At 66.1% G+C, this 12,686-nt stretch carries 11 protein-coding genes and 1 pseudogene; 3 read left to right on the top strand and 9 right to left on the bottom strand.

Annotated features, from left to right (window positions below):
• Positions 1–42: 42 nt before the first annotated feature.
• The 4 genes from DQ229_RS00165 to iscR form a co-directional block, all read right to left on the bottom strand.
• Entirely contained in the window at positions 43–288 is a 246-nt protein-coding gene (locus DQ229_RS00165) for a hypothetical protein (protein WP_114964257.1), read from the bottom strand.
• Positions 288–1,811 carry a Fe-S cluster assembly protein SufB gene (gene sufB, locus DQ229_RS00160; RefSeq protein ID WP_114964256.1) on the bottom strand — a complete coding sequence of 508 codons (1,524 nt, stop codon included), beginning with the start codon at positions 1,809–1,811 and terminating at the stop codon, positions 288–290. Before sufB ends, DQ229_RS00165 begins: the two co-directional genes overlap by 1 nt.
• A gap of 80 nt (positions 1,812–1,891) precedes the next feature.
• Positions 1,892–2,941: a cysteine desulfurase family protein gene (locus DQ229_RS00155; protein WP_114964255.1), complete on the bottom strand. Its 1,050-nt coding sequence runs from the start codon at positions 2,939–2,941 to the stop codon at positions 1,892–1,894.
• Entirely contained in the window at positions 2,938–3,399 is a 462-nt protein-coding gene (gene iscR / locus DQ229_RS00150) for a Fe-S cluster assembly transcriptional regulator IscR (RefSeq protein WP_114964301.1), read from the bottom strand. The genes DQ229_RS00155 and iscR overlap by 4 nt, the downstream gene beginning before the upstream one ends.
• A 179-nt stretch (positions 3,400–3,578) precedes the next feature.
• On the opposite strand from iscR, the gene DQ229_RS00145 reads away from it, so the two are divergent.
• Together DQ229_RS00145 and DQ229_RS00140 are read left to right on the top strand one after the other, a co-directional pair.
• Positions 3,579–4,232 (top strand): alpha/beta hydrolase, encoded by a 654-nt coding sequence (locus DQ229_RS00145; RefSeq protein WP_114964254.1) that lies wholly within the window; start codon positions 3,579–3,581, stop codon positions 4,230–4,232.
• A gap of 313 nt (positions 4,233–4,545) precedes the next feature.
• Entirely contained in the window at positions 4,546–4,875 is a 330-nt protein-coding gene (locus tag DQ229_RS00140) for a DMT family transporter (protein WP_114964253.1), read from the top strand.
• A gap of 88 nt (positions 4,876–4,963) precedes the next feature.
• Here DQ229_RS00140 and DQ229_RS00135 read toward each other — a convergent pair whose 3' ends face one another.
• The 5 genes from DQ229_RS00135 to DQ229_RS00115 all read right to left on the bottom strand — a co-directional run bounded on the left by DQ229_RS00135 (position 4,964) and on the right by DQ229_RS00115 (position 12,295).
• Positions 4,964–7,093 carry a TRAP transporter permease gene (locus DQ229_RS00135; RefSeq protein ID WP_114964252.1) on the bottom strand — a complete coding sequence of 710 codons (2,130 nt, stop codon included), beginning with the start codon at positions 7,091–7,093 and terminating at the stop codon, positions 4,964–4,966.
• Positions 7,094–7,125: 32 nt separating this feature from the next.
• Positions 7,126–8,136 carry a TAXI family TRAP transporter solute-binding subunit gene (locus DQ229_RS00130; protein WP_114964251.1) on the bottom strand — a complete coding sequence of 337 codons (1,011 nt, stop codon included), beginning with the start codon at positions 8,134–8,136 and terminating at the stop codon, positions 7,126–7,128.
• A gap of 83 nt (positions 8,137–8,219) precedes the next feature.
• On the bottom strand, positions 8,220–9,128 hold the full coding sequence (locus DQ229_RS00125) for a sugar ABC transporter substrate-binding protein (RefSeq protein ID WP_114964250.1): 909 nt from the start codon (positions 9,126–9,128) through the stop codon (positions 8,220–8,222).
• 42 nt (positions 9,129–9,170) lie between these two features.
• On the bottom strand, positions 9,171–10,679 hold the full coding sequence (locus DQ229_RS00120) for an aldehyde dehydrogenase family protein (RefSeq protein WP_114964300.1): 1,509 nt from the start codon (positions 10,677–10,679) through the stop codon (positions 9,171–9,173).
• Between the two features lie 260 nt (positions 10,680–10,939).
• Positions 10,940–12,295: a helix-turn-helix transcriptional regulator gene (locus DQ229_RS00115; protein ID WP_114964299.1), complete on the bottom strand. Its 1,356-nt coding sequence runs from the start codon at positions 12,293–12,295 to the stop codon at positions 10,940–10,942.
• Positions 12,296–12,537: 242 nt separating this feature from the next.
• Between DQ229_RS00115 and DQ229_RS00110 the strand changes: the two are divergent.
• Positions 12,538–12,686: pseudogene (locus DQ229_RS00110) on the top strand (acetyl-CoA carboxylase, biotin carboxyl carrier protein); the annotation flags it as partial.

Below are 12,686 nucleotides of genomic sequence, written 5' to 3'. Positions count from 1 at the left end.
CTTGCGGTGCCGTTCCCGTTCGCACTGACCCGCTTTTGCGGTTCAGCCACCGTTCCTTCGCATTGCGCGCCCGGCGATGGCCCAGCCCAGCACAAGCTGCACCAGAACCCCCACCATCAGCGCCCAGAGCAGGCCGAGGGGCGTGGCAACGGCCAGCAGCACGATCACCGGCACCGAAAATGCCAACGCGGCCAGCTTGCCCGTCATCAGGTGCTGTGTCGGCGCATCCAGCCCGCGCCGCACATCACCTGAGAAATTCGCCACGAAATCCCTCAGCAGATCGAGCATCAGCCGACGCTCCCCTCCAGCGAGATCGCGACCAACGCCTGCGCTTCCATCGCGAACTCCATCGGCAGGGCCTGCAACACCTCCTTGCAGAAGCCGTTGACCACCAACGCCACGGCCTCTTCCTCGTCCATCCCGCGCGAGCGGCAATAGAAAAGCTGGTCGTCATCGACCTTGGAGGTCGTGGCCTCGTGCTCGACCCGCGAAGAGGTGTTCTTGACCTCGATATAGGGCACCGTATGCGCGCCGCACTGATCGCCGATCAGCAAGCTGTCGCACTGGGTGTAGTTGCGGCTGTTCTTGGCCTTCGGGTGCATCGAGACCAGCCCGCGATAGGTGTTCTGAGCGTGGCCGGCCGAAATCCCCTTCGAGACGATCCGGCTTTTGCTGTTGCGGCCCAGATGGATCATCTTGGTGCCGGTATCGGCCTGCTGCCAGTTGTTGGTAATGGCGATCGAGTAGAACTCGCCCTGCGTGTCATTGCCGCGCAGGATGCAGGACGGGTATTTCCAGGTGATCGCGCTGCCGGTTTCCACCTGCGTCCACATCACCTTGGCGCGGTCCTCGCGGCAATCGGCCCGCTTGGTGACAAAGTTGTAGATGCCGCCGCGGCCTTCCTCGTCGCCTGGGTACCAGTTCTGCACGGTGGAGTATTTCACCTCTGCATCTTCCAGCACGACGATCTCGACCACCGCCGCGTGCAACTGGTGCGTCTCGCGCTTGGGGGCGGTGCAGCCCTCCAGATAGCTGACATAGGCCTCGCGGTCGCAGATGATCAGCGTGCGCTCGAACTGGCCTGTGTTTTCGGCGTTGATGCGGAAATAGGTGCTCAGCTCCATCGGGCAGCGCACACCCGGCGGCACATAGACAAACGAGCCATCCGAGAACACCGCCGAGTTGAGCGCGGCAAAGAAGTTGTCCGATTGCGGCACGACCGAGCCGAGATATTTCTTCACCAGTTCGGGATGCTCGCGCACCGCTTCCGAGATCGAACAGAAGATCACCCCGGCGCGGGCGAGCTCTTCCTTGAAGGTGGTGCCAAGGCTGACACTGTCGAACACCGCATCGACGGCAACCTTGCGGCCCTCGCCCATCTCGCCATCGGCCCCTTCGACACCCGCCAAGATCATCTGCTCCTTCAGCGGGATGCCCAGCTTGGCATAGGTTTCCAGCAGTTTGGGGTCCACATCGTCAAGCGATTGGGGCTTGTCCACCATGCTCTTGGGTTTGGCATAGTAATACTGGTTCTGGTAATCCACCGGCGGGATGTTCAGCATCGCCCATTCGGGCTCTTCCATCTTCTGCCAGCGGCGGTACGCCTCGAGCCGCCAGTCGGTCAGCCACTGCGGTTCGCCGTTCTTCTCCGAGATGAGGCGCACGATATCCTCGTTGAGGCCCTTGGGGGCGAACTCCATCTCGATATCGGTTTCCCAGCCGTGCTTGTACTTCCCGGCCATCGACGCAACGGTTTCGACCGTCTCGCGATCGACGCCCTCGCGCACTTCCGTCTCGTCCAGTGCAGCCATGCCTATTACCCGTCTTTCCTGTTCGCTGAGGGGCACGATACCACGCGCCCCCGTTTCCAAACCTTCAGGCGCCGGCCCTGTCAGGCCGCCCGCGCCCTGAACCTTTTCAACTGCCGCTCCCACGCATCGGCGAAACGCAGCACATCCTCTTTCGTCACCCCCGGCCCCAGCGACACCCGCAAGGCCGAACCGGCCGCGCGCGCCTCAAGGCCCATCGCCCGCAAGACCCTGCTTTCGCGCACCTTGCCCGAGGAACAGGCCGAGCCCGACGATACCGCGAACCCAGCCAGGTCCATCTGCATCACCTGGGTCTCGCCCTTCCAGCCGGGCGTGACCAGGCACAAGGTGTTGGGCAGACGCGCAGCGCCTTTCCCGACCAAAATAGTCTCTGGCGCAACCGCTTCCAGAGCGCAACCTAGAATATTTCTAATTTCCTCGACTTCCGCCCAGGCTCCATGCGCAAGATCCCGCGCGGCCGCCTCGGCAGCGGCGCCGAATCCGGCAATGGCGGCGACATTCTCGGTGCCCGCGCGGCGCCCCATTTCCTGCCCGCCGCCCTTTATCTGCGCAGCCAGGTCCAGCCCCCGCCGCAGCACCAGCGCCCCCACCCCCTTGGGTCCGCCGATCTTGTGGGCCGAGACAAAGCCCATCTCGCAGCCCAGCCAGTTGAAGGCGATCGGCAGCTTGCCGAAACCCTGTGTCAGGTCGGAAACGGCCAGCCCCTCGGGCAGCACCTGCACCACCCCGGTTTCCGAATTGGCGATCTGCAGCGTCGCCTGTGCCGGGTCGGGTACCGTGACACGGCCCTCGCCATCGCAGGGCAGGATCGGGTCGATCCAGGCCGCCACCGCGTCATGCTCGATCCCCGCGCCCACCAGGTCGCGCCCCGCAAGCGCCAGCGCCGCAGCCTCGGTCGCGCCCGAGGTGAACACGATATCCGCCCCCTCGGCCCCCAGCGCCGCGGCCAGTTGCCCGCGCGCCCTTTCCACCAGCGCCCGCGCCGCGCGCCCCTCGGCATGCACCGACGAAGGGTTGCCCGTGACATCAAGCGCACCGATCAGCGCCGCACGCGCCTCGGGGCGCAGCGGCGCGCTGGCATTCCAGTCAAGATAGCAGCGCGTCCCATTCATGAATCGTCCACCACCTCGAACAGGTTGGGCACCGCCGGACAGGGCGAAAGCGCATTGCCCGCCACATCCGACAGCCGCGTCTGGTGCAGGAACACATAGACATGCGCCGAAAGCCCCTCCCACAACCGGTTGCTGAGCGATTGCGCACGCGTGCCGGAAACCCCGCCCGAGGCCCCTGCCCCGGTATGCATGGCGCTGACCGTTTCATCCACCGCCTCCAGCACATCGGCCACGCGGATGGCATCGGCCGATCTCGCCAGCCGATAGCCGCCGCCGGGCCCGCGCACCGACTCGACAAGCCCGGCGCGGCGCAGCTTGACGAAAAGCTGCTCGAGATAGGCCTGCGATACCTGCTGGCGTTTCGATACCTCGGCCAGCGAAACCGGCGCGCCCCCGTCCGACAGCGCCAGATCGACGAGCGCCACCATCGCGTATCGGCCTTTTGTAGAGAGTTTCATATCGTTACCCGGGGCAAAAACATTGACGTGACGCGCGGCGCCGCTTAACTGCTGCACGATCGGCGGTCGCGATGCCCCATCGGGGGCGCGGCCATACATTAGAATCATTCTAGATTGGTCATGCAAGGCCGTCAACGTGACGTTCCTGCATACCAAGCACAGGAAAGACAGGCAACTGAATGCCCGAGGTGATCTTTGCCGGCCCTGAAGGCCGTCTCGAGGGACGTTACCATCCGCAGCCGGAACGTGATGCGCCGATTGCGCTGATCCTGCATCCGCATCCCCAGTTCGGCGGCACGATGAACAACCGGGTTGTCTACAACCTGCATTACGCCTTTCACCGGATGGGCTTTTCGGTGCTGCGGTTCAACTTCCGCGGTGTCGGGCGCAGCCAGGGCGAATACGACCAGGGCGTGGGCGAGCTGTCCGACGCGGCCGCGGCGCTCGATTATCTCCAGTCGATGAACCAGAACGCCAAGCATTGCTGGGTGGCGGGCTTCAGCTTCGGCGCCTGGATCGGAATGCAGCTCCTGATGCGCCGGCCCGACATCACCGGCTTCATCTCGCTCGCGCCGCCGGCCAACATGTATGATTTCACCTTCCTCGCGCCCTGCCCGGCCTCGGGCCTGATCGTCAACGGCACCGCCGACCGGGTGGCGCCGCCCAAGGATACCGAGGCGCTGGTAGCCAAGCTGCACGAACAGAAGGGCATCACCATCACCCATGAGCAGATCGAGGGGGCCGGCCACTTCTTCGAAGACGAGCACATGGACACGGTGGTCGATATGGTCACTGGCTATGTCAAGCGGCGGCTGACCGAAGGCACTCGCTGAAAACAGCCCGCACCCGCATCTCCGGTTCCGCCGCAAGACCTGAACCGCCAGGCGCCCCCGCCCGCTCTGACCTTGCGCATCACAGCCCCTTCACTGTGGGTGAAATATCCTCGGGGGGTCCGGGGGGCAGACAGCCCCCCGGCTTTCCCGCCCCGCCCGGCCGCTTTCGCCCGCGCCTCCCTCCCCGGTTCACCTGGCCCCGTTCACCCGGCCCAGTTCACCCGGCCCAGTTCACCCGGCCCAGTTCACCCGGCATTGCCGCGCCCGCCGCATATGCTATGTCCGGCGCGTCGGCATTACCGGAGGGCGTGACATGCACTGGCTGTTTCTCGGCACCGCGATCCTTTTCGAGACCATCGGCACCACGGCGCTTCAGGCCAGCAAGCAGTTCACCCGGCCGGGGCCATCGGCGCTGGTGATCGTCTCCTACGCGGTGTCGTTCTACCTACTGTCGCTGACGCTGCGCTACATGCCTGTGGGCGTGGTCTATGCTTTCTGGTCGGGGCTTGGCATCTGCTTCATCGCGGCGATCGGCTATATCGTTTTCGGCCAGAAGCTCGATCTGCCGGCGGTGATCGGGCTGGCGATGATCATCTCGGGGATTCTGGTGATCCAGCTTTTCTCCGGCTCCGCCACGCACTGACGCGATGTGACAGGGCGGGGCGGGGCGCAAGCCGGAACGCCGCTGCCCGCCGTTCCGGCCCCGCCCCTGCCGTTCAGCGCGCCGGCAGTCACCGCGCCGGCAGCGCCTCGGCCTGTGCCAGCCGCCGCCGCCAGCTCCACCAGAGCAGCCCGAGATAAAGCGCCGCAGGGATGATTTTCAGTTCCGCCTCCAGCGGCCATAGCAGCACCGCTCCCAAAAGCAGCGAAACCAGCCGCAGGGCCAGCCCCGCGCGATGTTCGATCACCCCCGAAAGCGCCGCCGCAAGCGCATGAATGCCGATCAGCGCCGGCAGGAAGATGGTCATCATCGTCCCCCAGTCACCGCTCAGAAGCGGGGTGAAGGCGAACAGCAGCGGCACGATGTATAGCCCCTTGGCCAGCCGGAAGGCGGTCAGCCCGGTGCGCATCGGCGCGCTGCCCGCAATGGCCGCCGCGACAAAGGCGGGCAGGCACACCGGCGGCGTGACATTGCTGTCCTGCGACAGCCAGAAGATGATCATGTGCGCCGAAAGCAGCGAGAGCATCATCAGTTCCGGCTCCAGCACCATCGGCCGCAGCGTCGCGCGCAACTCCAGCGGCAAGCCGTCAAGCAACGCGCGCGCCTGGGCCGCGGTCAGCCCGGCCTCCATCATCGCGGGGAAGGCTGGCTCGGCCAGTTGAAAGAACATGCCCGCCTGATCGGGCAGGTTGCCCGCGACCATCATGTCGATCACATGCCCCGAGGTGATGAGATCGGCCAGCGATGGCGCCGAGATGGTTGCCAGCACGATATAGGCGGCCGTCACCGGCAAACCCATGCCCAGCACCAGCGACACCAGCACGATGAACAGAAGCATCAGCAGCAGGCTGCCGCGCGACCATTCCAGGATCATCAGCGAAAACGTCGGGCCAAAGCCCGTAGTGCCCAGGATCCCCACCAGAAGCCCGATCGCCACCAGCAGGATCGCCGTGGGTGTGGCGTTGCGGGTGCCGTCGATCATTGCCTCGACCACCTGCCGCGGCCCCATGCGGTTGCGCGGCGACAGCCACGAGAAGACGATCACCGAGACGATCGCGCCCGCCGCCGAATAAGTGGCGCTGTAGCCCACGACCAGCAACGCCACCAGCACCAGAACCGGCATGAGCGTATGCCAGCCATCCTTCAGCACCCGCGCGATCGGGCGCGCATCGGGGTCCACGAACTCGGTCGCGCCCTCGCGAATGGCCTCCATCCGCACGAAGAAGAGGACCGATGCGAAATACAGCAGCGCCGGCAGCACCGACACCGCGGCGATGGTGACATAGGGAATCTGCGTGTAGCTCGACATCACGAAAGCGCCCGCCCCCATGATCGGCGGCAGGAGCGGGCCGCCGGTCGAGGCCGCCGTTTCCACCGCCGCGGCAAAGCGGGGCGTGTAGCCCGAGCGCTTCATCAGCGGGATGGTGACAACCCCGGTGGTGGCGATATTGCCCACCGCCGAGCCGTTGATCGACCCCATCAGCGCCGAACCCATCACCGCTACCATGCCCGAGCCGCCGATGGCGCGGCGCGCGACCGAACGCGCCAGGTCGATGATGAACTCGGCCGCGCCCGATTTCACCAGGAAGGCGCCGAACAGCACGAACATGAACACATAGGTCATGGAAATCTGCGCGATCTGTCCGAAAAGGCCCAGATCGCCGAAATACGACCGCGCGAGGATCTCGTTGGCCGAGATCGACGGAAAGCGGAACACCCCTGAGATATGCTGCCCCCAGAACCCGGCATAGCTGAGCATGAAGAGGATCAGCAGCGGGATGAAGATGCCCATCGTGCGGCGCAGCAGCTCGAGCGCCACCGCCACCGCCGCAAGGGCGACATAGGGGTCGATCCCGGCCATGCGCCCGCCGCGCGCCCAGTAATCGTAATCGTTGAACAGGAAATAGATGCCGCAGAACAGCGCGATGCTGCCCACCAGCAGATCGAGCGATATGCCACGCACCGTTGTCGCCTCGGATTTTCGAAACGGAAACAGCAGCGCACCGATGAAGCCGAACAGCCCGAAGTGAATCGCCGCAAAGCGCAATTCGGACATCAGCCCCAGCGAGTTGAAATAGACATGAATCGCCGAGGTGATCACTGCCGCCGTCACGAAAAGCGGCCCGATCAGCGGGTGGGAGAGGCGGCTTTTCAGCCCCCCCTCCTGTTCGGCCACGGCCTCGGGTGCCTGTGTGGACATTCGCGTAAGCCTCCCGGCCCGGCCTGTTGCGTTTACTCGGCGATCAGATGATCGGGAATATCCAGCCCCTGCTCGCGGTAGAAACGTGCAGCCCCCGGATGCAGCGGAATGGTGATACCGCCGATGGCCGACTCGATGCTCATGTCGGCGAAGGAGCCATGCACGCTGGTCAGGAAGGGTACGTTTTCATACATCACCTTGGTGATGTCATAGACATCCTGTTCAGGCACATGGTCGCCGACCAGCAGCAGGTTGGGCTGGGCGATGGTCTCGACCGGCGCGTTCTGGCCCGGATAGGTGCCCGCGGGGATCGTGTAGGGCCCCCAGACGGTGCCGGTGGTCATCTGCTCGCGCATCTCGGGGCTGAAGCTCAGCATCGTCACCCGGCCTTCCAGCGCGGCCATCGCCATGGTCGCGGCGGCATTGGGGACGCCCGAAGTCAGGTTGATCGCATCGAGCGTGCCGTTGATGAAGGCCTCGGCCCGTTGCTGAAAGCCCACATGGCTTTGCTGGAAGAAGCTTTCCGGGTCGTCGATGCCGATATTCGACAGAAACTCGTTGAACGAAAGCAGCCCGCCCGAATTCTGCTGCCCCAGCACCACGCGCTTGCCCTCCATCTCGAACAGGTCATCCATGGTCCCGGTGGGCGCCAGTTCGTTGGGGGCAATGAACATCTTGGTGTTGAACATGATCGCGCCCACGGCGCGCAGGTTCTCCTTGGGGCCGGTGCCTTCGAAATCGCCCACGCCGCGATAGCCCCAATCGGTGTTGAGCGATTGCGCGATGCCGAAATCGACCCGGCCATCGGCGATCATGTTGACGTTGTCGAACGAGCCCTGCGAGGTGATCGCCGACATGTTGACCTGCTCTTCCTGGCGTGTGCCCAGCTTGAGCTTGACCAGCGTGGCGATGCCCACGCCCACCGGATAGAAGGTGCCGCCGCTGCCGCCGGTGCCGATCAGGTAATCGCGGGTTTCGGCCTGTGCGCCGCCCGCCACGGCCAGCCCGAGCGCCGCCGCCATTATGGTTGCTGTGAATTTCATGGTGTCTCCTCCTCCATGTCGCGCATCCGTCGCGCCTTTCGGTATTGCCGCAGCGAATGCGCTGCGGGCCTTTACGTCAGATCTCAGGCAGTGCCCGTTAGCGCCTGCCAGTCCGGCAGGTCGCGCTCTTCATAGGGGCGATCCCATTGCGCGCAGTTGCCGGCATCGACAATCTCGACCGGCAGTTCCAGAACCTTCGGCACCGGCTTGCCCTCGATCAGGCGCACGGCGGCATGGGTGGCGGCGCAGGCGATCTTCATCGCGTCGAACGCCGCGGTGGCGCGCATCTTGCCGGCCTTGATCGCGGCGATGGCGTCAGGCATGGCGTTCACGCTGACCAGCTCGGCCTGTTTGCCCGCCGCCTCCAGCGCGTCGATCACGCCCATGGCCATGAAATCATTGGCGCAAAGGATGCCGTCAAAGTCAGGCGTGCGCGCCAGCAGGTCGGTCATCGCCGCCAGCGCGTCAGGGCGCTGGTAATTGCCCACGCAGCGATCCACCAGCTGCGCTGCGGGATAGGCTGCAAGCGCCTTTTCGAACCCTTCGGTGCGCGGCGGGCTGGTGGGCGAGATGGCAGCGCCCTCGACAAGCACGAAACGCCCCGCCCCGCCCATGAAATCGATCAGGTAGCGGGCAATCCCCTCGGCCAGCGCGAAATTGTCCGAGGTGACGAAACAATCAGGCGCAACCTCGGGGCCGCCCTCGGGGTAGCTGACGAAACAGACCAGCGGTATGCCCGCCGCGCGCACTTGCGCGATCAGGCTGTTCAGGCGCGTGGGATGCGCCGGCGCAAGCATGATCGCATCGGGTTTCGCGGCCAGCGCGGTGGCCAGAAGCTCTGCCTGCTCGTCGGGGTCATCGGGCGTTTCGGGGTAGGTGCTGGTCACGGTGCAGCCAAGCGCCCCGGCAACCCGTCCCACACCGATCCGCGCCCCGAAATAGGCCGGGTTGGTGCCGTTCTTGGTGATGCAATGCAGGTGATGGCCCGCCATGTCGGTTTCTCCCCCTCGTTCCCTTTTTGTGGCGACGCGCGGTCAGGCGCGAAAGCTTACGATCCGTTCTTCCGTCATCTCGCGCACCGCGTAATGCGGCCCCTCGCGCCCGAAGCCGCTGTCCTTCGAGCCGCCATAGGGCATCAAATCAACGCGCGAGCTTGAAGTTTCGTTGATATGCACGCCGCCCACCTCGAGCTGCCGCGCGGCGGCAAAGGCCAGGTCGAGCCGGTTGGTAAAGATCCCTGTGGCCAGGCCGAAAGGCGTGGCGTTCACCGCCGCGATCGCCTCGTTGAAATCGTCGAAGGGCCGCAGGCAGATGACAGGGCCGAAAATCTCGCAGCGGCCCACACGCATGTCGGGCGTGATGTCGGCCAGCAGCGTGGGCGGCACCACGGCCCCCTTGCGCGGGCCACCCGCCAGCCGCGTCGCGCCCTGGGCGATGGCCTCCTCCACCCAGAGTTCGACCCGGCGCGCGGCCTCTTCGCTGATAAGCGGGCCGGTAAACGTGCCCTCGGCATGCGGGTCGCCATGGGCCAGCGCCCGCACCATCGCGCCAAGGCGTTCGCTGACCTCGTGCAGGCGGCTGCGATGCACCATCAGCATCTGCACCGAGGTGCAGACCTGCCCCGCCTTGCGATAGCCTGCCGCGATGATCCTGGGCAGCGCGGCATCCAGATCGGCATCCTCGCACAGCAAGGTGAAGGCGATCGAGCCAAGCTCCATCTGCGTGCGCCGCAGCCCCGCCGCCGCCTGGATCTTCCGCCCCACCCCAGTGGAGCCGGTGAAGGCAATGAACCGCACCCTTTCATCGGCAATCGCCTGCTGCGCGACCGCACCATCGCCATGCAGAACTTGCACGAAACCGCGTGGCGCCCCGGCCTGCTGCAACAGCCCGGCCAGCCGCACTGCCGTAAGCGGCGTCAAGGTGGAGGGCTTGACGATCACCGCATTTCCGGCGGCAAAAGCCGGCGCAAGCTTGTGCGCAACCGTGTTGAGCGGTGCGTTGAACGGCGTGATCGCCAGCACCACGCCCAGCGGCACCCGCAAGGTGAACCCCAGCCGCCGGGCCTGCCCCGGCGCGCCCTCGAACGGCACCATCTCGCCGGTCAGGCGCCGGGCTTCCTCGGCCGAAAGGCGCAGGGTTTCAGCCGCGCGCATCACCTCGCCGCTTGCATCGGCGTGGGTAAAGCCCGCCTCGGCCTGCAGCAGCGCGATGAATTTCTCCCGGCCGTCCAGCAGCAGCGCGGCGGCACGGTCGAGAACGGCGCCGCGCTCATGCGCGGGGGCCGGCCCCTTGCGAAAGGCCGCCTCGGCCGCATCGATGGCCCTGCACACTTCGGCGGGTTCGGCCGCGCGCCCTGTGGCCAGCGCCGCCCCGGTAAACTTGTCGCGCACCGTGAGTTCCGGCCCGCGGCCCTCGGTCCATTCGCCATCAATGAATTGCGGGCAGCCGACAAGACACGCCTCGGGAAATGCTACGGCCTCGATATTGCTCACGTCACGTTCCTCTATGCGGGCCTCATTCCGGGCCTCTGCGCGGGCTTGCATCAGGGGCCTTTCCAGGCCGCCACGGGCACGCCTCCGGGTCAAACCCTTCCTGCGCTCTGCCGCGCGCAGGGCAATGACACCCATAACGGCGCGCGGAAAGGCACGGAAATACCGTTTTCCGAGACCCTTCATAAGCACACCTTATATCCGCCGCGACAAACCCGGCGGCCAAGGCGGAAGGGCCGGCGCACCAGAGCGGGCGCTTTCGAAGGCGGCAAATGACAGGCAGGCCCGCAACAGACGGCGCGCGGGCGGTCGGGCTATACGCGTTGTCCAGCGGGCTCGCCGGCGACAATCGACGGCTCGCGTCGCGCCGGGCAATCGGGGCGCGGGCAGATACGACAGCTTGTCCCCACCGCGGTGATCTGCCCGGCGGACACTTCGGCGCCATCGCCATCTTCGGGCGCGGGGCGGATCAACATCGTCGCCTCGATCACCGGCGGCGTCTCGAACCCCGGTGGCTGCAGAACGGTGCTGACCGCATAAGCCTCGAACCGCTGCGGAAGGCGGCCCGACATTTCGACCATGCGGCGGATCGGCTGAAGCGGACGCGAGAGCGCCTCGAACAGCGGCCAGAGCGGGCAGGCCGCGCCAAAACGCGGCAACCCGAACCCGGCTATCGGCTTGCGAAAGGTCAGCGTGCCCGAGCCATCGCAGACCACCAGCCCGACGGGCGCAGAAGCAGCGGCGCGCGGCGGCAGGCAGGCCAGCCGCCGCAGCAGCCGGGGCAGGTCGCCCCCCAGCCCCGCCACCGGCGCCAGGTGCAGCGGGTCAGCGCCATGTTCGGCAACCGCGGCCAGAAGCCGCCGCAGCGGCAGGCCCTCGGCATCGCGGCGATAGCGGCGCAGATGCGCCACCGCCAGTTGACGCGCCGAACGGCTGGCCAACTGGGCCGCACCTTCAATCAGCGTCTCGGGCGCGGCGGGGTTGGGGCCTTCCAGTTCAGCAATGTGAAAACCGCGCGCGGCCAGCCAGCTTTCGAGCTCTTCCTGCGGGGCGGCGATGCCGGTCTCTTCCTGCTGCGAGGCCTCGAGATACCCGACCAGCGCCTGCGCGCCTTCGGTCAGCCTGAGCGAATCGGCATGAAGATTCTGGTGAAACCGCGCCCGCCATTGCGGGTCGATATCATCGGTTTCTGCCAGGATCGCCGCGGTTGAGCGTAGCGAGGCCGCCACCGACAGCACCTCGTGGAGCGAGGCGGAAAGATGCGGGTCATGGGTCATGCGGTCGGTCAGCCGCTCGATCACATGCTCCAGCGCACTCAGCCGGCGGTGCTGCGCCGCCAGCACCCCGGCCCAGCCGGGAAAACGCCCGGCCAGTTCCTCGATCCGGTCCAGTTCCGGGCCGGGCACGACCTCGTCGCCGGCCATGACCGCCGCATCGCGCATTGCCTCGAGCAGCCGCGCATCTGCGCCTTCGCTCAGCGCTTCGGCCTCGACACCGAGTGCCTGCGCCAGCTTTTCAAGCAGCTCCGGCGCGGCGCGGCGGCGGTTGTGCTCGATCAGGTTCAGGTAGGAGGGCGAGACCCCGACCTGCCGGGCAAGCTCGGCCTGGCCGAGTCCGGCAAGGGTCCGGCGCTGGCGAATGCGGGTTCCCGTCAGGGCGGAGCGGGCCATCGAACCTCCTGTGCGCGATCCGGCACCGCCAGCCACGGGATGGCCGGTGCCTGCTGATGCGTCAGATTTGCACGAAAACACAGGCGCGCGAAAGGGCGCAGACAGCAAGGCGGCTGCTGCGAACGGAAGGGTTTGCCATCCGGCGAACATCGCGCCTTTTCACCAGAATCCATGTCGCGTATAAGCGGGCAACTTCGGGCATCAGATCAAACGGACCACGGCAAGGACCGATCGAGGACGGGATGAGCAAACAAAGAACCGACGCGGACGTAGCCTTCATCGAGGCGCTGGCCGAGCTTCTCAACCGCAACGCCCTGGGCGAGATCGAGGTGCGGCGCCAGTTCGGCGAAGACGACAGCCTCGAGGTGCGGGTGGCACGACATGCGCCGGC

The organism is Alkalilacustris brevis, assembly GCF_003350345.1.
Taxonomy (GTDB): Bacteria; Pseudomonadota; Alphaproteobacteria; order Rhodobacterales; family Rhodobacteraceae; genus Alkalilacustris; species Alkalilacustris brevis.
The sequence above is the reverse complement of the archived record's forward strand: the minus strand, read 5'-3'. Positions and strand labels throughout refer to the sequence as shown.